14 protein-coding genes are annotated in these 19,660 nt (G+C 64.7%); 3 read left to right on the top strand and 11 right to left on the bottom strand.

Going from position 1 to position 19,660, the window contains the following annotated elements:
- Positions 1-10: 10 nt before the first annotated feature.
- Both DOM32_RS06615 and DOM32_RS06610 read left to right on the top strand, forming a co-directional pair.
- Positions 11-2,026, top strand: a complete 2,016-nt coding sequence (locus DOM32_RS06615; RefSeq protein ID WP_110632524.1) for a DNA topoisomerase III — start codon at positions 11-13, stop codon at positions 2,024-2,026.
- On the top strand, positions 2,023-2,982 hold the full coding sequence (locus tag DOM32_RS06610) for a ketopantoate reductase family protein (protein WP_110632522.1): 960 nt from the start codon (positions 2,023-2,025) through the stop codon (positions 2,980-2,982). Before DOM32_RS06615 ends, DOM32_RS06610 begins: the two co-directional genes overlap by 4 nt.
- 79 nt (positions 2,983-3,061) lie before the next feature.
- Here DOM32_RS06610 and DOM32_RS06605 read toward each other — a convergent pair whose 3' ends face one another.
- The 9 genes from DOM32_RS06605 to cysM form a co-directional block, all read right to left on the bottom strand.
- On the bottom strand, positions 3,062-4,489 hold the full coding sequence (locus DOM32_RS06605) for a sugar porter family MFS transporter (protein WP_071232992.1): 1,428 nt from the start codon (positions 4,487-4,489) through the stop codon (positions 3,062-3,064).
- Between the two features lie 81 nt (positions 4,490-4,570).
- The gene (locus DOM32_RS06600) at positions 4,571-5,257 is read right to left on the bottom strand and encodes a nucleoside/nucleotide kinase family protein (protein ID WP_110632519.1); all 687 of its coding nucleotides are present in this window, start codon (positions 5,255-5,257) and stop codon (positions 4,571-4,573) included.
- Positions 5,258-5,465: 208 nt separating this feature from the next.
- Positions 5,466-5,774 (bottom strand): chaperone modulator CbpM, encoded by a 309-nt coding sequence (locus DOM32_RS06595; RefSeq protein WP_071232996.1) that lies wholly within the window; start codon positions 5,772-5,774, stop codon positions 5,466-5,468.
- A complete protein-coding gene (locus DOM32_RS06590; protein ID WP_110632516.1) occupies positions 5,771-6,817 on the bottom strand; it encodes a DnaJ C-terminal domain-containing protein in 1,047 nt (348 codons plus the stop codon). The genes DOM32_RS06595 and DOM32_RS06590 overlap by 4 nt, the downstream gene beginning before the upstream one ends.
- Positions 6,818-6,964: 147 nt before the next feature.
- A complete protein-coding gene (gene ppc, locus DOM32_RS06585) occupies positions 6,965-9,652 on the bottom strand; it encodes a phosphoenolpyruvate carboxylase (RefSeq protein ID WP_110632513.1) in 2,688 nt (895 codons plus the stop codon).
- Positions 9,653-9,817: 165 nt separating this feature from the next.
- On the bottom strand, positions 9,818-10,693 hold the full coding sequence (gene mazG, locus DOM32_RS06580) for a nucleoside triphosphate pyrophosphohydrolase (protein ID WP_110632510.1): 876 nt from the start codon (positions 10,691-10,693) through the stop codon (positions 9,818-9,820).
- Positions 10,690-12,951 carry a GTP diphosphokinase gene (relA, locus tag DOM32_RS06575; RefSeq protein WP_110632507.1) on the bottom strand — a complete coding sequence of 754 codons (2,262 nt, stop codon included), beginning with the start codon at positions 12,949-12,951 and terminating at the stop codon, positions 10,690-10,692. Before relA ends, mazG begins: the two co-directional genes overlap by 4 nt.
- A 1-nt stretch (position 12,952) precedes the next feature.
- On the bottom strand, positions 12,953-14,377 hold the full coding sequence (locus DOM32_RS06570) for a methyltransferase domain-containing protein (RefSeq protein WP_110632504.1): 1,425 nt from the start codon (positions 14,375-14,377) through the stop codon (positions 12,953-12,955).
- Positions 14,378-14,379: 2 nt separating this feature from the next.
- The gene (gene cysM, locus DOM32_RS06565; RefSeq protein WP_110632501.1) at positions 14,380-15,276 is read right to left on the bottom strand and encodes a cysteine synthase CysM; all 897 of its coding nucleotides are present in this window, start codon (positions 15,274-15,276) and stop codon (positions 14,380-14,382) included.
- 398 nt (positions 15,277-15,674) lie between these two features.
- On the opposite strand from cysM, the gene DOM32_RS06560 reads away from it, so the two are divergent.
- Complete coding sequence (locus tag DOM32_RS06560; protein ID WP_208625333.1) at positions 15,675-18,077, top strand: response regulator; 2,403 nt, start codon at positions 15,675-15,677, stop codon at positions 18,075-18,077.
- A gap of 5 nt (positions 18,078-18,082) precedes the next feature.
- Here DOM32_RS06560 and pdxJ read toward each other — a convergent pair whose 3' ends face one another.
- Positions 18,083-18,868: a pyridoxine 5'-phosphate synthase gene (pdxJ, locus tag DOM32_RS06555; protein WP_110632495.1), complete on the bottom strand. Its 786-nt coding sequence runs from the start codon at positions 18,866-18,868 to the stop codon at positions 18,083-18,085.
- A gap of 76 nt (positions 18,869-18,944) precedes the next feature.
- A complete protein-coding gene (gene recO, locus DOM32_RS06550; RefSeq protein WP_071233010.1) occupies positions 18,945-19,658 on the bottom strand; it encodes a DNA repair protein RecO in 714 nt (237 codons plus the stop codon).
- Positions 19,659-19,660: the final 2 nt, after the last annotated feature.

The following is a 19,660-nucleotide window of genomic DNA, read 5'->3' as shown; positions in this document are numbered from 1 at the left end:
AGCCCGCGCCATGCGTTTGATCGTCGCCGAAAAGCCGAGTCTCGCCCGCGCCATCGCCGATGCCCTGCCGGTCAAGGCGACGCGCCGCGATGGCTATCTCGAGGCCGGCGATACCGTCGTGAGCTGGTGTCTCGGCCATCTGCTGGAACAGGCGCCGCCCGAGCGCTACGACCCGAGATACAAGCAGTGGAGGCTCGATGACCTGCCGATCATTCCCCAGCGCTGGCAACTGGTTCCGAGAAGCCAGGCAAGATCGCAGCTGGCCGTGCTGCGCAAGCTGATCAAGAGCGCCGACAGCGTCGTGCACGCCGGCGACCCGGATCGCGAGGGCCAGTTGCTGGTGCAGGAAGTGCTGGATCATCTGGGCTGGCGCCGGCAGACCCAGCGGCTGCTGGTTCAGGATCTCAATCGGCCCGCCGTAGTCAAGGCGCTCGCCAGCCTCGAGGACAACCGCCGCTACCAGCCGCTCCATGCTGCCGCCGAGGCCCGTTCCCGCGCTGACTGGCTGTATGGCATCAACCTGACGCGCGCCTGGACCTTGATCGGTCGTCAGGCCGGCTTCGACGGGCTGCTGTCGGTGGGTCGCGTGCAGACGCCGGTGCTGGGGCTGGTGGTCCGGCGCGATCGCGATATCGCCGCGTTCGAGCCCAAGCCCTTCTACGTTCTGTGGGTCGACCTTCAGGTCGCCAGCGGCTCGTTGCGGGCCTGGTGGCAGCCCGGCGAACACCGTCCGCTGGACGGCTCGTGTTTTGATGAGCAGGGCCGCCTGCTCGATCCGCGTCCGGCCGAGGCGCTAGCGCAACGGCTTGTCGGCGCCCGCGGCCATCTCGCCGAACTCGACCAGAAGCGCAAGCGCCAGGCCGCGCCACTGCCCTACTCGCTGTCCGCGCTGCAGGTCGATGCTGCACGACGCCACGGCCTTTCCGCGCAGCGAGTGCTCGATGTCTGCCAGTCGCTCTACGAGCGCCACCAGCTGATCACCTATCCCCGCTCGGACTGCCGCTACCTGCCCGCCGCGCACCATCGGGAAGCGGCCAAGACCCTGACCAGCGCCTGTCAGCTAGACGACCAACTGCAGGGATGGGTCGAGCAGGCAGATTTCGGCCTGCGCTCCAAGGCCTGGGACGACGCCAGGGTTGGCGCTCACCACGCGCTGGCGCCAACGGGCCGGCCGGCGGACATGGACAGGCTGAACCGCGACGAGGCCAACCTGTTCCGGTTGATCGCGCGCAACGTCCTCGCCCAGTTCTATCCGGCGCTCGAGACCTACGAGACCCAGGCGATCTTCGAGCTCCTCGACGAGCGCTTCAAGGCCCAGGGGCGGGAGATCCTCGAACCGGGCTGGAAGCCGCTGTTCACCACTCGCGACGACGTTCCCGCGCTGCCTCCGCTGACGCGTGGCGAGCCGGCCACGGCGACCGATGCGAGCAGCGAGGATCGCGAAACCCGGCCACCGGAGCCGTTCACCGACGCCAGCCTGATCAAGGCGATGATGAACATCGCCCGCTACGTCGAGGACCCCGCGGTCAAGCGTACGCTGCGCGAGTCCGACGGTCTCGGCACCGAAGCGACCCGGGCCGGCATCATCGAGACGCTGCTCACGCGGGGCTATCTGGTTCGCGACAGAAAAGCCATCAAGGCCACGCGCACCGGCCATGCCCTGATCGACTCGCTCCCGCCTGCGGCGACCCGGCCGGAACGTACCGCGCTGTGGGAGCAGCGGCTTTCGGCGATTGCCGACAATCAGGACGCGCCGACGCCTTTTCTGGAAGCGCTGGTCAGCGACCTGCGCGCGCTGTTGGGCCAGGCAGACGCCAGCCGGCTCAATCAGGCGCTCAAGCTCGCGGCGCAGGGCAGCGCGCCGGAAGCCCCGGCAGCAAAGCGCGGCGGACGCAAGACCAGCGCCGGCCGCTCGCGGCGACGATCGACGGGAACTCGATCGAAGGCAGTGTCATCGAAAAGCGAACAGTCGAAAACCACCGCCAAACCGGCACGCGCCCGCCGTGCCAGGAAGCCCGGCTCATGACGACTCGACCCGAACACGCCCGACCCGCGACGTTAGCCGACGGCGACCCGTGGCTGATCGTCGGCGCCGGCGCGCTCGGCCAGCTGTTTGCCGCCGCCCTCGCGCCGACGCATCCCGTGATCCTGCTCGGTAGACGCCCGGCTCCGCCGGCCATCCGGCTGCGCACGCTGGAAGGCCGGGATCGGCAGATAGCGTTGCCACGCGGGCAGTTGAATGATTGGGCGGATCGGCCCGCCGGCAACGAAGCGCCCGCGCTGGCGATACTGGCGACTAAATCGCACGACGCACAGGCGGCCCTGGACGCGCTGGCGCCCCGTCTCGCGCCGGCCACGCCACTGCTGCTGTTGCAGAACGGCTTTCGCAGTCAGCCGGACATCACCGAACGCTGGGCCGGACCGGTACTCTGCGCCTCGACCACCGAAGCCGCCTATCGTCCCGGACCCGACCCGGATAGCCTTCTACCCGATGTGGTTCATGCCGCTACCGGGCAGACCTGGATCGGCGATCTCGCCGCCCGCCACCGCGCCCTGGCGGCCAGCGTTGCCGAGCGCCTGACCCGAGCCGGCATCACGGCCGCGCCATGCCGCGATATCCGCCAGCGACTCTGGCAGAAGCTCGCGATCAACGCCGTGATCAATCCGCTGACCGCCAGTCATCGTGTTCGCAACGGCGAACTGGCAGCGCCCCGATTCCGGCCTCGAATCGTCGCGCTGGTAGCGGAGATCGCCCAAATCATGCAGGCCGAAGGCGTCTTACCACCCGACGCGGGCTGGCAGGCGCTCATCGACGCCGTGATCGAAGCCACTGCCGCCAATCGGTCTTCGATGCTGCAGGACGTGCTCGCCGGACGCCCCACGGAGCGTGATGCGATCCTGGGGCCGCTGATCGAGGCGGGGCGCCGCCATGGACTCGAAGTCGCCACGATCGATGCGCTCTATCGAACGACGCCGCGCTAGCGTCGAACCGATGGCGGGAAACGAATACGGCCGGTCAATATGACCGGCCGTATCGTTCATCGTTGAGCGCGTCAGGCGATCATTCTGCAGCGCTGGCCGCTCCAGAAGTCTCATTTGAATCGACCTTGGCCCTGTCCGCCGGGAAAAAGATGCCCTTCTTGAGATCGCTCTCGATCTCTTCGAGCGAGCGCCCCATCGTCTCGGGTACGTAGCGGATGATGAAAACCAGGGCGATCGCAGTGATCACGGCATAGAGCCAGAACGTGCCGGAAGTGCCCAGCGCGCTGATCAGCGACAGCGTGGTCAACGTGACCAGCAAGTTGAATACCCAGTGGCTCAGCGCGCCCATGCTGGCGCCTTTTCCCCGCACGAACAGCGGATAGACCTCCGCGTTGATCAGCCACAGGCAGACACCGAAACTGCAGTTGAGCGCCATGTAGATCGCCAGGCACGCCACCAGCGCATACTGACTGAAAGCGTCCTCGGGTGCGCCACCGATAAACAGTAGTCCCATAAGGAACAGCGCCACCGCCGAACCCGGCACCATCCACAGCAGGAACCGCTTGCGGCCAATGCGGTCAACCAGAAAGATGCCCAGGATCGTCGCCAGATTGATCAGCACCGCGCCACCGATGGCCGCCAGCACCGAGGCACTGTCACCGAAGCCGGCCTGGCTCAGGATGGTCGGCGCGTAGTAGATCAGCGCGTTGTTGCCGGTGATCTGCGAAAACATGGCGATCCCCACGCCGGCCACCAGCGCGGGGCGGATCCAGGGCTGGAACAGATCGCGCCAGGAACCTTCGGGGCGCGCCGAGACCTCCTTGATCTCGTCCATTTCGGATTGAGCCCCTTCCCGACTGGCGCGCACGCGTTCGAGAATGGCCAGCGCTTCCGGTTCACGCCCCTTGCCTACCAGCCAGCGCGGACTCTCCGGCAGAACCAGCATGCCCAGCATCAGAATCACCGCCGGGATGATGCCGAGACCGAACATCCAGCGCCACTGCTCGCCCAGGCCATAGCCCACGAGATAGGCGACGAGAATGCCGAATACCACCATGAACTGGAACATCACCACCAGCTTCCCGCGGTGCTCCGGCGGCGTGACTTCGGCGATGTAGACCGGAATGATCTGCGTGGCGCTACCGGCGGAGAGCCCGAGAATGAATCGCGCCGCGATCAGCATGCCGACGCTGGTCGAGGCCGCCGACAGGATCGAGCCGAGGATGAACACCGCGCCGACCAGCACGATCGTCCAGCGGCGGCCGAGACGATCGGACAGCCGCCCGGTACCCACGCAGCCGAAGATGGCGCCCAGGATGATAGCGCCGGTGACGAGCTGCTTGAGGGTATCGTCGAGTGCAAACTGCTTCGACAGTCCCAGCAGAGCCACACCGATGATGCCGGTATCGTAACCGAACAGCAGGCCGCCCAGCGCGGCCACGACAGATACCATGACGACCAGCCCCTTGCGCTGCGGGCCGCGACTGGTGGAAGCATTTGCGTTCATGTCTCTCCTTGCCTCTTTCCTTATGTTTTTCCATAAACACCGAGCAAGCCGGATGACGCGTTGGCTTCGCCCGGCGGGCGATCACACCGATTTGAACCGTATGCTGGAACCGTTCCACCACAACTGGCGATCCGCGCTGGCAGCCATGGCCTCGATGCGTTCGGCGTTGAGGGCATCGGTCGTTCGCACCCACTCCCGTGCCTGCCGTTCGGTACGGCCGAACTGCATATGCCGAGCCACCAGGCGCTCTTCCCGCAGCTCCCGATCGACGTCGAGAAACCAAACTTCGTCCAGCATGGCACGCACTCGAGGCCAGGGTTCCTCCTCGAGCAGCAGATAGTTGCCTTCGGTAATGATCAGAGGCGATCCCGGCGTGACCGCGATACTGGCGGCGATGGGTTCCTCGATTTCCCGATAGAAGCCGGGGGCATACACGGTTTCGCGATTGCGATAGCTAGCGCGAAGACGATGCAGCAGATCGCGGTAGCCGAACGCATCGAAGGTGTCCGGCGCACCCTTCCTCTGGGCACGCCCCAATGCGTCCAGTTGGCGATTGGAAAGATGGAAGCCATCCATCGGCACGACTTGCGCCTGATCCCCCAGCGCAGCGAGCAGTGCCTCCGACAGCGTGCTCTTGCCGGAACCCGGGGCGCCGACCAGGCCGAGGATTCGACGCTTTGATGAATCGATTAAGCTACGGGCGGCATCGAGAATCAGCGGGTCGATATCGATCGATAGCGCCCGCGTTTCCATTATCGTGATTGGCATGGGGGAATCGCAGAAAAGCGGGAAGTCAAAACAAGCGTAGCATGCTCATTTTGATGACGAGAGTGGTTTTTCTGCGACAAGACTATAGTCGTAAACTTACCAACATAGCCCATGACCGGGAGCTATTTGGCGACTCTCCCGGCCGATATTCAGGCTATTCAGCTGCAAAGCCGTTTCATGACGCGGCAACGATATCGAAAAACCGCCCCTAGTTTTCACCGACTTTCTGACGCAATCTTGCCACCTCATCCATCAGTTCGAGCGCCAGCGCCGCCCCGGCCAGATTGACACCGAGATCCCGTTGCAGTCGCTTTACGACCTTCACGCGGTGCAGGCTAGCGCCATAGAAACGCCACTGCTCGCGCCGACGCCCGCTGGGCTCGATGATGCCTTCGTCGACCAGCTCGATGACCCACTCCGCGTGGACCGTGCAGGCTCGGCATAATTCGCCCAGCGTCAGAACGGGGGTTTCGTCGAGATTGTCGACCGGCATTTCAGTGAGGTCGTGGATGGTCATGATCCGTTCTCCGCGTCCGCTCTGGGGTTGAAACCTGCCACCGCCGCCAGCTGGCGATAGGCTGCCTTGACGTCGTCACGCTTCGCCGAAGGCAGGACGACCTCCAGGGTCACGTAGCAATCCCCCGGCGGCTGACCGGGTATACCGCGACCCTTGAGTCGCAGGCGCCGCCCGCTCTGGGAGTCCGGTGGAATCTTCATCTCCACGGAGCCTTCGGGCATCGGGACCGTAACCGTGGCGCCCAATGCCGCCTCCCAGGGCGCAACGGGGAGCTTCACCGTGACGTCGCGCCCTTCCACCTGATAGCGCCGATGCGGCTCGAATTCGATCTCCAGGTAGAGATCGCCGGCCGGCCCGCCTCCAAGGCCCGGCTCGCCCTGCCCGCTCAATCGGATCCGCTGGCCCTGCTTCACACCCTTGGGAATACGCACTTTCAAGGTGCGATGACGGGACCGCAGCCTGCCCTGCTCGTCGATTTCGCCGCTCTGGAGCGTCAGCGTCCGCGTCGCACCGCGATAGGCATCCTCGAGTGCAATCGAGACCTTGGCGTGATGATCCTCGCCGCGCACATTCGCGCCGCGGGTACGATACCGGGCACCGTCGGACTCGCCATGCGCGAAGCCGTCCGAACCGAAGCCCGTCGAATCAAAACCCGTCGAACCAAAGCCCGTCGAGCCATAACCCCGGCGCTGGCCGAACAGGGACTCGAAGAAATCGCTGAAAGCCGCACTGTCTTCCCGAGCATAGCCTTCCTGCGTGTAGCCACCGCCTCTGAACTCGAATCCGGTATCCCAGTCTGGCGGCGGCCGGAAATCCTGCCCGGCCCGCTGGCCTCGACCCACCTGATCATAGGCGAGACGCTTTTCCGGATCCTTCAGCACCTCGTACGCCTCGCCCAGCTCCTTGAAGCGGGCATCGGCGTCGGCTTCCTTGCTGACGTCCGGATGATACTTTCGCGCCAGCTTGCGATAGGCCCGCTTGATCTCATCCTGGGTGGCATCCCGCTCGACCCCCAGCACCGCATAGTAATCCTTGAACTCCATGCCGCACTCCCCGTGACCGAACCGACGGTGACCGCGCCCGGATGACGGAGGACGGACCGACCAGCCGTCGGTACGCCCTCGATCGCGTCTCGCAGTCACTATCCTTATAGCAGGATTCCCTATAGCAGGATTGGCAAAGCTCGGTGGCTAGCCGGTATTACGAAGGCCAGCGGCGATGCCCGCCATCGTGACCATCAGCGCCCGCGTGAGCTCCGGGGTAATGTCGCCGTCCGCATCGCGGTTGCGTTGCAGCAGTTCGGCCTGAAGGCCATGCAACGGGTCGATGTAGGGGTTGCGCACCTCGATGGCCTGACGAATCAGCGGCGTATTCTCGAGCAACTGGCGCTGATCGAGTATTCGCAGCAGCACGGCCTCCAGATCCACCAGGCGCTGACGCAGCGACTCGCCCAGGCGCGTCAGGGCGGGATCGTCGACCAGGCGGTTTTCGTAGTAGGCGGCGATGAGCGGATCCGACTTGGCCAGCAGCATCTCGAGCATGTCCAGGTAAGTGCCGAAGAATGGCCACTGCTCGCGCATCTCGCGCAGCCTGTCGAGCCCGCCATCTTCTTCCAGCCGCTGCGAGAATGCTTCGCCGCTCCCCAGCCAGGCCGGCAACATCAGGCGGGTCTGCGTCCAGGCGAAGATCCAGGGAATGGCACGCAGCGTTTCGATACCGCCCTCCTGACGCCGCTTGGCGGGACGCGAACCCAGCGGCAGCCGGCCCAGCGCGCCTTCCGGCGTTACCGCCCGGAAATAAGGCACGAATTCAGGATCCTCGCGCACGACGCCAACGTAGGCGCGGTGGGCGATACCGGCCAGGCGGTCCATCTCCTCGCGCCAGACCGGCTGCGGCGCGGGCGGCGGCAGCAACGTCGCTTCCAGCACCGCGCAAACGTAGATTTCCATCGAGCGCAGGGCGATATCGGGCTGGCCGAACTTGAAGCGGATCATCTCGCCCTGCTCGGTCACCCGCAGGCTGCCGTTCACCGAGCCGGGCGGCTGCGACAGGATCGCGGCATGGGCCGGACCGCCGCCACGACCGACGGTGCCGCCACGGCCGTGGAAGAGGGTCAACGACACGTCGCCTTCACGACACACCTCGACCAGCCGCTCCTGGGCCCGATACTGGGCCCAGGCAGCGGCCAGCTGGCCGGCATCCTTGGCCGAATCCGAGTAGCCGATCATCACTTCCTGGTGATCGCCGGCGACCTCGCGATAGCCCGGTAGCGCCAGCAGGCGTTCGATCACGTCGCCGGCTCGATCCAGATCGTCCAGCGTCTCGAACAGCGGCGCGATGGGCAGACGCACGCCGTTGCCGGCTTCCTTCATCAGCAGCGCCACCGCCAGCACGTCGGAAGGTTGCTGCGCCATGGAAATGACGTAGGTGCCCAGCGCCTGACGATGCTCGCGGCCGATGACACCGAAGGTATCGAGCACTTCCCGCGTCTCGGCCGAGCACGCCCAGCGCGAGGGAATCAGCGGTCGCGGCGAGGCCAGTTCCTCGAGCAGAAACGCCTGCCGCGCCGGTTCGTCCCAGTCCTGATAATGGCCGATGCCGAGGTATTGGGTCAGCTCCTCGAACACCTGAGCGTGGCGGGCGCCATCCTGGCGTACGTCGAGCTTGGCCAGGTTGACGCCGAAGACCGCCACCCGTCGCAGTGTGTCGAGCAGCACGCCGTTGGCGATGGTTTCCAGCCCCACGTCGCACATCGAGCGGTAGCAGGTCAGCAACGGCGCGAAGAGCTGTTCGCGCGTTTCGATGGTCGGCGCGTCGCCGGGCACTTCACCGTCGAGTCGTGCGCGTGACCAGGCCCGGGTCGCCTCCAGCCGGGTCGATAGCCGCTTGAGCAGGGCGCGATAAGGTTCTGCTGCTTGTCGAGAATCGCGCTCGGAACCGTCCCCGATCTCGGCCCGCAGCGCATCGCTGGCCTTCCACATCGACAGCTCGGCCTTGAGCTGTTCGAGATCGCGCAGGTAGAGATCGGCCGCCATCCAGCGGCCCAGCAGCAGGACTTCTTCGGTCACGCTGGCCGTGACGTTGGGATTGCCGTCCCGGTCGCCGCCCATCCACGAGGCGAAGCGGATAGGCGAAGCTTCCAGCGGCAGGCGCTCGCCGGCGGTCTCCATCAGCAACGTGTCCAGGTCGCGGTGGAACGTCGGCACCGCTTCCCACAGCGAATTCTCGATCACTGCAAATCCCCATTTCGCCTCGTCGACGGGCGTGGGACGTTCATGCCGGATCTCGTCGGTGTGCCAGGACTGGGCGATCAGTTCTTCCAGGCGGCCGTGCGCGCGCTGCAGCACTTCCGGATGGTCGGCGCTGGTCTCGATGATCTGCAGGCAGTGATCGATGGCGTCGTATTTCTGGATCAGGGTGCGGCGAATGACTTCGGTGGGGTGCGCCGTCAATACCAGGTCGATTCGCATGTCGGCGATGGCATCGACCAGCTGGCGCGGGGAATGCCCCGACGACGCCGCCCGATGGAGCAGCTCGCCGAGATCGGGCTGGGTGCCGGGCTTGTAGTCCTCGACCCGCCGAAAGCGCGCCCGATAGTGCTGTTCGGCGATATTGGAGAAGTTGAGAAACTGGTTGAACGCGCGGGTGACCGGCAGCAGTTCCTGCTCGGGGAGCGCGCGAAGGTAGTCGATCAGCTCGCGGCGGTCCGCCTCCTCCGCGCTCTGCCGCCCTTTCTTGGCCAGGGCGCGGATACGTTCGATGCGGTCCACGAACTCGCTGCCGAGATCCTTGGCAATAGTGCGGCCGAGACTATCGCCCAGCAGCCTGACATTGTCCCGCAACGACTCATGCAGCGACGTTTCCGTTTCCGAGTTCATGGCATCCCTCCCAAGATGGTGGCGCAGGGACACCGCGTGGCGACCCTGCCCGGACAGACCGATATCGTCAAAAGCCCTTTAGGGTTCAGCATAACGATCTGCGGGACGGAGTCGACCGGCAGGAAAAACGACATTAGTCGTAAATTTACGACCTCAACGAAGGATTCAGGCGTTTTCGTCCTGCTTCGCCGCCTGCCAATGGCGCTCCATCTCTTCCAGCGAGGCATGCTCGATGAACAAGCCATCTGCCGCCAGCGCCCGTTCGACATGACGAAAGCGGCGCTCGAACTTGGCGTTGGTGCGGCGCAGCTGCTGCTCCGGGTCACACCCTAGACGGCGCGCCAGGTTGACCACGGCGAACAGCAGGTCGCCGACCTCTTCCTGGGCGTGGGCCCGATCGCCTTCGGCCAGCGCCGCTTCGACCTCGGAGAGTTCCTCGCGGATCTTGTCGATGACGCCACGCTCATCCGGCCAGTCGAAGCCCTGGCCGGCCGCACGCTTGCTCAGCTTGGCGGCACGGCTCAGAGCCGGCAAGGCGGTCGGAACGTCGTCCAGCGCCGAGGCTCTGCCTCGATTCGAAGTATGGCGAACCTCGCGCTCCTCGGCCTTGAGCGCTTCCCAGCGCGCCTTCACCCGGCTCTCGGCGATCTCGTCATCGCCTCGCCGGGACTTTAGCGTGCCGTCGGGGAAGACGTGCGGATGGCGGCGCAGCATCTTTGCCGTCAGCGTATGGACGACATCGCCGAAGTCGAAGCGCCCTTCTTCACTGCCGAACTGGCTGTAGTAGACGACCTGGAACAGCAGATCGCCCAGCTCGCCGGGGAGTTCGTCGAAAGCCCGCCGCTCGATGGCGTCGGCGACCTCGTAGGCTTCCTCGAGCGTATGCGGGACGATGGTGTCCCACTCCTGCTTGATATCCCACGGGCAGCCGTGCCGGGGATCTCTCAACACGGCCATCAGGGTCAGCAGGTCATCGAGCGTATGCCGCCGAAAATCCTGGCGGCCAGCCTCGGGCGATAGTGTCGTGTCCTCGTCCTTCATTGCGATGCCTGTCCCTGAGCATGGCCTTGGCGCAGCCGTTTGACGTCGATCACGTTGGGCAACTGCTGGATGCGCGAGAAGATGCGCTCCAGTGCCTCCAGCCCTTCGATTTCCAGGGTGATCCGCATCCGCGCGATGTTGTCCAGCTTGTCCGTCACCGTGTTGACCGAGGTCACGTTGACGCGATCGCTGGAGAGCACGTGGGTGACATCGCGCAGCAGCCCGGAGCGATCCCACGCCTCGATCTCGATATCCACCGGATACTGGGCGCGCACTTTCTGCCCCCATTCGACATCGACGATCCGCCGTGGCTCCTCGCTGCGCAGCTGCAGCACGTTGGCGCAGTCCTGGCGGTGAACGGTGACACCGCGACCCTGGGTGATGTAGCCGATGATCTGGTCCCCCGGCACCGGGTGGCAGCAATTGGCCATGGCCGTCTTGAGATTGCCGACGCCGAGTACGGTGATGCCGTCGCTGGGCTCCTTGCCCTGGTGCCGCCTGGGCTTGGTCAGCAGGCGGTCGAGCTGCTCCTGGTCGTCACTCTCGCCGAACAACTGCTGTGCCTGATGCAGCACCTGGCCGATGCGAAGATCGCCGGCGCCGATCGCGGCGTACATGTCATCCACCGAGGTGTAGTTGACCGCCCCTGCCAGGCGTTCGAGATCGACGCCATCGATATCGAGCCGGCGGAACTCGCGGTCGAAGATCGCCTTGCCCTCGTCGAGGTTCTGCTCCCGCGCCTGCAGCTTGAACCAGGCCTGGATCTTGGAGCGCGCGCGCGAGGTGCGGACATAGCCCAGGTTGGGGTTGATCCAGTCGCGGCTCGGCGCACTCTTGGTCGCGGTCAGGATCTCGACCTGCTGGCCGGTCTTGAGCAGGTAGGTCAGCGGGACGATTCGGCCATCCACCTTGGCCCCGCGGCAGCGGTGGCCGATTTCGGTATGGACGCGGTAGGCGAAATCGATCGGCGTGGCGACCTGCGGCATGTCGATGACGTGGCCGTCCGGAGTGAACACGTAGATCCGGTCCGGCGCCACATCGCTCGCCAGCCCTTCGCGGAAATCGCCGACGTCGCCGACCTCCTCCTGCCACTCGAGCACCTGGCGCAGCCACGCGATCTTCTCTTCGTAGCTCCGGCTCTTGGCGTTGGTGTCCATCCCCTTGTAGCGCCAGTGCGCGCAGACGCCGAGCTCCGCCTCCTCGTGCATGGCGAAGGTACGCACCTGGATCTCGAGCACCTTGTTCTCGGGGCCGATGACCGCGGTATGCAGCGACTGGTAGCCGTTCTTCTTGGGATTGGCGATATAGTCGTCGAACTCGTTGGGCACATGGTGCCAGCGCGAATGCACGATACCGAGGGTGGTATAGCAGTCAGCGATTTCCGGCACCAGAATGCGGACTGCGCGTACGTCGTAGACCTGGGAGAAATCGATACGCTTGCGCTGCATCTTGCGCCAGATCGAATAGATATGCTTGGCGCGACCGTCCAGGTGATATCGCAGTATTCCCTGACGTTCGAGCAGCGTTTCCAGAGTATGCACGACCTCCTGGATATAACGGTCTCGATCCAGCCGTTTCTCCGCCAACTGCTTGGCGATCGATTTGTATTCGGTTTCGTGCAGGTAGCGGAAAGCCAGATCCTCCAGTTCCCACTTGATCTGGCCGATGCCCAGCCGATGGGCCAGCGGCGCATAGATATCGAATACTTCGCGCGCCACGCGTAGCCGCTTTTCACGCGATGCATCCTTGACCTGACGCAGCATGCAGGTGCGTTCGGCGATCTTGATCAGCGCCACGCGGACGTCGTCGACCATGGTCACCAGCATCTTGCGCAAGTTGTCCTGCTGGTTGTGCTGCGACAGACCGTGCTTGGGGGCCTGCAACTGGCTGATCGCGGCCATGCTGAGCACACCTTCGATCAGCTTGGCGACTTCGCCACCCATCTGCTTGGAGACACTATCGAGACTCAACAGGCCGCGGCGGACACTGCGATACAGGATCGCGGCTTCCAGCGTGGGTTGGTCCAGCTTGAGCTGGCTGAGAATGTCGGCCATTTCCAGGCCAGTGAGCAGCGTCTGATCAGAGAGCGCTTCGGACACGCCCTGGGCATCCCGCTCGCTGGCCCGGAGAGCCAGGTCGCAGGCCTGGCGTATACGCTCGGGCGCTCGCAGCTCGACATCCTGCTGCAGTCGTTTCAGCCACAAATCCAGATCGACGCTGCCATCGACCAGCGGTTCGCTCTCTCGCACTTTCACCATGCTAGTGCTTGCCTCCCGAAATCGGACTTTCGAGACCGCCAACCCGCCGCCGTGGCCGCTCGAACAACGCGAGCGACTCCAGATGGGCGGTATGCGGAAACATGTCGGCCATTGCCAGACGCGACAGCGAATAGCCGCCCGCCAGCAGATGCGCCGCGTCTCGCGCCAGCGACGCGGGATCGCAGGAGATATACGCCACCCGCGCCACGTCGCTTTTCGCCAGCCGTCGGCAAACGGCATCGGCGCCGTCTCGCGGCGGATCCAGCAATACCGTGTCGTGCTCGGCAATCAGGGCATCGATCGTCGCGCCCGGCGCGCTGAGATCGGCCTGCAATGCCGAGACGTTCAGGCCGTTGCGGCTGGCATTGTCTCGCAGCCGTTCGACCATCTCATTGCTACCTTCGACAGCCGTGACGCTGGCAACGTCATCGGCCAGCGCCAGCGAGAAGTTGCCGATGCCGGCGAACAGGTCGAGCAGCCGTTCCTCGCCACGAGGTGCAAGCCAATCTCGCAGCGTGTCGACCAGGCGCTGGTTGATCTCGGCGTTGACCTGCAGGAAATCCCCCGGCGCCAGCGAAAGCGACACCGGCCGGCAACCACCGCCGTCGACCGTCGTGGCCAGCTCCGGGCGGTCGCCAAGCCAGACCAGGCTGGTCGACTCGCGGCCTCGGCGCAGCGCGCAGGCGAAGCCGTCGCGGGCGGCGAACGCTCGCCAACGCTGCTCGTCTCCGGGTACGTCGCGCAACTGCCGCACCACCACGGTGACCACGTCGGCATCGGTCAGCAACAGTTCGAGGTGCCCGACATGACGCGGCGCCTCGAGAGACTCAAGCTGGGCGCGCAGTCGCGGCAGCAGGGCCGCCAGCGGCGGCGCCAGCACATGGCAGCTGTCGATGTCGACCAGTTGCTCGCTGCCTCGCGCGCGGAACCCGAGATGCACCTGACCTTGCGCATCGCACTTGACGCCCAGCCTGGCGCGACGACGATAACCGGCATCGTTGCCAGCCAGCATCGCGATGGCTTCCGGCGAATCGATGGCTTGGCGCTTGAGCAGATCGACCAGCGCCTGGCGCTTGTGCTCGCGCTGGCCCGCGACGCTCAAGTGCTGAAGATCGCAGCCGCCGCAGCGCGCCGCGTAGACACAGGGCGGTTCCACACGCTGTTCAGCCGCGTTGAAGCGCTCACGGACATGAGCCTCGTCATAGCGCTTGCGCTGACGATGAATCGCGATATCGACCCGCTCTCCCGGCAACGCGGCATCGACGAACACCGTCTTGCCTTCGGCGTTTCGCGCCACGCCGCGCCCGTCATGCGCCAGTCGCTCGATGGTCAGCGAGCCGTCGTCGGCTTTCGCTGCCGGCGCATGCCGCGACGGCTGGCGTTCACGCCGCACGGACGGCGATCGTCTTTTTCCCAGCATCGCCATGATCAGGCGTCCGGCGCGTAGAGGCCGGTGGAGAGATAGCGATCGCCACGGTCGCAGACGATGAACACGATCACGGCATTGTCGACCTGCTCGGCGACCCTCAGCGCCCCCGCCAGCGCTCCGCCGGAGGAGACACCAGCGAGAATCCCCTCTTCCCGTGCCAGGCGGCGCATGTGCTCCTCGGCTTCCTGCTGGCCGATGTCCAGCACGCTGTCGACCCGCTGCGGTTCGAAGATGTCGGGCAGATACGCCTCGGGCCAGCGCCGGATGCCGGCAATGCTCGCGCCGTCTGCCGGCTGCAGGCCGACGATCTGGATCGACGGATTGCGTTCCTTGAGATAGCGCGAGGTCCCCATGATGGTGCCGGTGGTTCCCATGGCGCTGACGAAATGGGTGATGCGCCCTGCGGTCTGCTCCCACAGTTCGGGGCCGGTAGTACGGTAGTGGGCCAGCGGATTGTCGGGATTGGCAAACTGGTTGAGCGGTTTGCCTTCGCCCCGGGCGATCATCTCGTCGGCCAGATCCCGCGCCCCTTCCATGCCGGCTTCCTTGCTGACGCCGATCAGCTTGGCGCCGTAGGCCGCCATGGCCTGCTTGCGCTCGCTGGAGGCGTTGTCCGGCATGATCAGGATCATGCGATATCCCATCACCGCGGCGGCCATGGCGAGCGCAATGCCGGTATTGCCGGATGTCGCTTCGATCAACGTATCTCCCGGCGAAATATCGCCTCGGGCTTCCGCTTCGCGAAGCATGGACAGCGCCGGACGATCCTTGACCGATCCTGCCGGATTGTTGCCCTCCAGCTTGGCCAGAATCGTATTGTCGCGTCCGGCATTGATGCGGGCGAGTCTCACTAGTGGTGTATTGCCAACGGTCTGCGCAAGCGTGGGGAATGCCATAGAAAAGTTCCTGGAGCCAGAGCTTGTACGGTTCAAGGCCAGACCGACGAAGAAAACGGCCGGCCGAGAACGGTAAATGGAATGGTAATAGTATATCGAAGCCAGCGGGGGACATGACAGCGATCATCCAGGACACGGCAACGACTCGTGTGCCGGTCTCGCGCCCTGATTCAATGATGGGCGATCCTTTTTATGGCATCGCCTCATGGCACGGCAGGTTCGAATCACTGGCAGGGCTATGGTTTTTCGGGCCTTCGCCGATAAACTTGATGGAAACGCAATAGCTGCAGGGTTTAATGATTTCACGCTGGCTGGTCATTTTTTTCCTACTATTTTCTTCGCTGTTGCTCGGCTTGGCCGGGTGGCACGCCTGGGAATGGCGCCGTGCCAACGATCAGATGCTGTCTCGGCGACTGCAAAGCATCAATCGTGTCTTCACGCCGTCGCTGGCCGAGGCCGCGCAGAACGAGGACATGGCTCGGGTGCATGAGCTGCTGGCCCGCCTGACCAGCGATCCGGCGATCGTCAACGCCACCCTGCGGGATGAAAGCGGTAACGTTCGGGATTTCACGGGGGCGATTCCTTCTTCCATGCCATTGGAGGCGCTTCCTTCGGCATTGCACACCGGGAATCACGAAGGGATCCAGCGCTGGATACAGCCTCTGGAGACCTTCGTTGTCCCGCAGTCATCGCACCGCTACTGGCTGGATCTGAGTCTCGATCCTCTGCGTGCCAGCGCCGTCCCTGACCGCCCTTTCTTCGGCCCCTGGATGTCGCTGCTGGCACTGGTGCCACTATTCGCGCTGGCGCTGACCTGGCGGCGATCACGCCATCTTGGTCGTACGAGGCGTGGCCGCACGGCATCCGATACCAGATCGCCGCTTTTCCCGGCGTCATCGCTGGCTCACGCATCGGCAGTGAGCGCGGACGACGATCTTGCCTATGTGAGTCATGAGCTCCGCGCGCCGCTGTCCGGGGTGCTGGGGTTCTGCCGCCTGCTGGAGAACAGTCCTCTCGATGCGCAGCAGCGGGAATGGCTGCGCCACATTCATCTGGCTTCCACCGGGCTGCTCGATACCGTCGATCATGTGCTGGGAGACAATCGCGGTCGGGCAGATAATGTGTTCGATATTTCAGAGGTGCTCTGGGAAATCCTGTGTCTGCAGACACCGTTGGCGCAAGCGAAGCGCATGACCTTGCTGGCTACCGTCTATGACGACGTTCCCCCTCGCCTCGTCGGTGCCGACATCGGCATCCGCCAACTGCTGACCAATCTGATCAACAATGCCATCAAGTACGGCGAGGAAGGCGATATCGTCATTCGCGTCGTTCTCGAGAGCCGTGAAGGTAGCGCGGTCCGCTTGCGCTTGAGTGTCAGCGATGGCGGCAGCCGCGATCCATCACATCGACAGCGCCTGAAGCGAGCGCTCGAAAGAGGGCGAGCCAAGGCAGTCGATGGCAAAACCGGCATGGGTATCGCGATCTGCCAGCGGCTGGCAGCGGAGATGAACGGGTCGCTGGCCCTGGGGGCCCGTTCGGGCAAGGGCAACACGGTCATCGCCAGCATCGGACTGGAGGCCTGCGAGCCCTATGTTCGCCCTGCGGAATTCGATCTGGAAGGCGCGGAGATCGCGATATGGCAACCCCATGCCCGGCTGGCGTATAGGCTCGACTATGCGCTCAAACGCTGGCGTGCACGCCCGAAATCACTGAGCGAACCGGATTCCTTGAGCGCGACGGGTGACACGAGTCAGCTATCGATCATCGGCATCGATGAGAAGGCTCTCGAGCCCGAGGCCCACCGAATCTGGCAACAGCGCTTCGATGCCATGCGTCGCCCTTGTCTGCTGATGGCCAACCTCGCCCCGACGCGGCCGATAACCTGGCGCCTGCCGGAAGGAAGCACCATTCTCCGACTGCCGATATCCCGATACAGCCTGGGGCGAGCCCTGGCCAGGATGCTTGCCGAGCATCGTCAGCGGGATTTCCCCCCGCGCCCTCGAGTGCTGGTCATCGATGATGACGAGGTGTCGCAGCATTATCTCGATACGGTACTTACCGCCATCGGCGCGGAAGTCGTGGCGGCGCGTAACGCCGCCGAGGCCGTTGCCCTTGCCTCGGAACTCACCATCGATCTGGTACTGGTGGATCTGCATTTGCCCGATGCCAGCGGCTTCGAAGCGACCCATCGTCTACGACGATCGAATCGGGAATGGGAGGGCAAGCCCGTCATCGCCATGACCGCCGAACCGAACGCGCACCAACGAGGCCGATCGACGGACGATATCGACGAGATACTGATCAAGCCGCTGGAAGAAAGTCTGCTGAGAAGCGTGCTGGCGCGGTACCTGACGATGCCCCTGCCCCCGCCCTCGCCCTCGCCCTCGCAACAGATGCTCTCGGCGTCAGATACAGATGTCCCCCGAACGCCACCCCCCTTGCACGCGGGCGACCTGCCGGTCGTCGACAAGGCCCAGGCCCGCCGGATCAATGGCGATCGCGAGGTGCTCGCCGAAGAAATGCTGGCATTGCTGATCGCAGACTTGCCCAGATATCGACGCGAACTGAACGCGGCATGGCACCACCGCGATACCGAGCAGCTTGCCGAAATTGCCCACCAGCTCGGCGGCGGTTGCTGCTACTGTGGCGCGCTCCAGCTGGCCGCGGCTTGCGAGACATTGGAGAGCCGCGCTCGCCGACACCCGCTGGACGCGTGTGGCGAAGCATTTCGTGAAGTGATGACCGCTTGCGACCGCCTGGTCATCTGGGCCGACGACCAGACAGCCACGAACATTCATTGACCCGTTTATGCGTGGTCGTGGTCGTGGTCGAAGGATTCGATCTGGGCGACGAGCCCCGACTCCTGGCCGGCCACCATCAGCCGTTTCATTTCCGCCACGGCCTCCTTGAGCCCGACGAACAGCGCTCGCGCAATGATCGCATGGCCAATGTTGAGCTCGTGGATGCCGGGAATCGCCGCAATCGCCTCGACGTTGTGATAGTGCAGGCCGTGCCCGGCGTTCACCACCAGGCCCAGTTCGTCGGCGAATTCCGCCGCCGCGGTCAGTCGTTCGTACTCGAGGCGCTGCGCCTCGCCGCTGGCTTTCGCATAGCCACCGGTGTGCAGCTCGACGACCGGGGCGCCGACCTCGAACGCCGCCTGAATCTGTGCCGGCTCGGGATCGATGAATAGCGAAACCCGACACCCTGCCGCCTCGAGCCGACGACAGGCGCTGGCGATGGCATCGCGACCGCCCACGACATCAAGCCCGCCTTCAGTGGTCAACTCTTCCCGCTTTTCCGGCACCAGGCAGACGTCGGCGGGTTGCAACCGCTCGGCCAGGGCGACCATCTCCTCGGTGACCGCCATTTCCAGGTTCATGCGCGTGTTGAGCACGGCGGCGATCAGCTCGACGTCACGCTCCTGGATATGGCGCCGATCTTCGCGCAGATGCAGGGTAATGCCATCGGCACCGGCCTCCTCGGCCAGCAGCGCGGCCTGGACCGGGTCGGGATAGCGAGTGCCGCGCGCCTGACGCAGCGTCGCGACATGGTCGATATTGACCCCCAGTTGAATACGAGTGGCGATCATGGACTCGAACTCCTTGATGTAATAAGCCGTGGTGAAAACGTCGTCGCGGCGGGATTGCGAATTCGGCGTCGCCGTATCAGGTATCACTGCCCTGACGGCGGCGCTGATTGAGGCGCTGCATCAGCTCCCGGGAACGCAGTGGCTGATTGCCGATCAGCGGCGCCAGGGCGGCACGGGTCAGTGCCTTGCTCAAGCCCGCCAGCCCCGGCACGTCCCAGTCACCCCGTGCCAGCAGCTTGAGGCTGCGACCATCCCAGCCGGGCTGCTGGGCCGCGATCGGCATGAATCGGCGATTATCGGGCAGGTAGGTATAATGCGTGGCGGGATCGAGCGGCCGATCCTCGAGGTCGAGAAATACCGGCTCGGCGTCCAGTGTTTCCAGCAGCGTGATCTCGAGACGCCTGAGGCTGGTCGCGCGCTCGGCCGGCCGCGTCAGCCGCTCGATCGCCCAGGCATAGATGGCGAACACGTCCGCCGCGGGCAGCCCCACCGGCAGCGCTCGCGTCAGCAGCTCGTTGGCATACAGCCCGCAAAGCAGCCCCTCGCCGGCCAGCAGCACTGCGCTCTGCGTGGTTTCCATCATGCGCAGGCGCTTGAGATCGCCATCCCCGACCCAGGTCAGGTGCAGGGGCGCGAATGGCTGCAGCTTGGCCCGGGATTTGCTCCCCGCGCGCTGCACGCCTTGTGCCACCGCCCGCACGTGACCATGTTCCAGCGTAATGACATCGACCAGCGCGCTGGTTTCCCGATAAGCCCGCTTGTGCAGCAGATAGGCCGGCTGAGGTTGCATGC

This window comes from Salinicola salarius, assembly GCF_003206135.1.
In the GTDB taxonomy this organism is placed as follows: Bacteria; Pseudomonadota; Gammaproteobacteria; order Pseudomonadales; family Halomonadaceae; genus Salinicola; species Salinicola salarius.
Note: the sequence above shows the minus strand (reverse complement) of the source record. Positions and strands in the feature narration are given on the sequence as shown.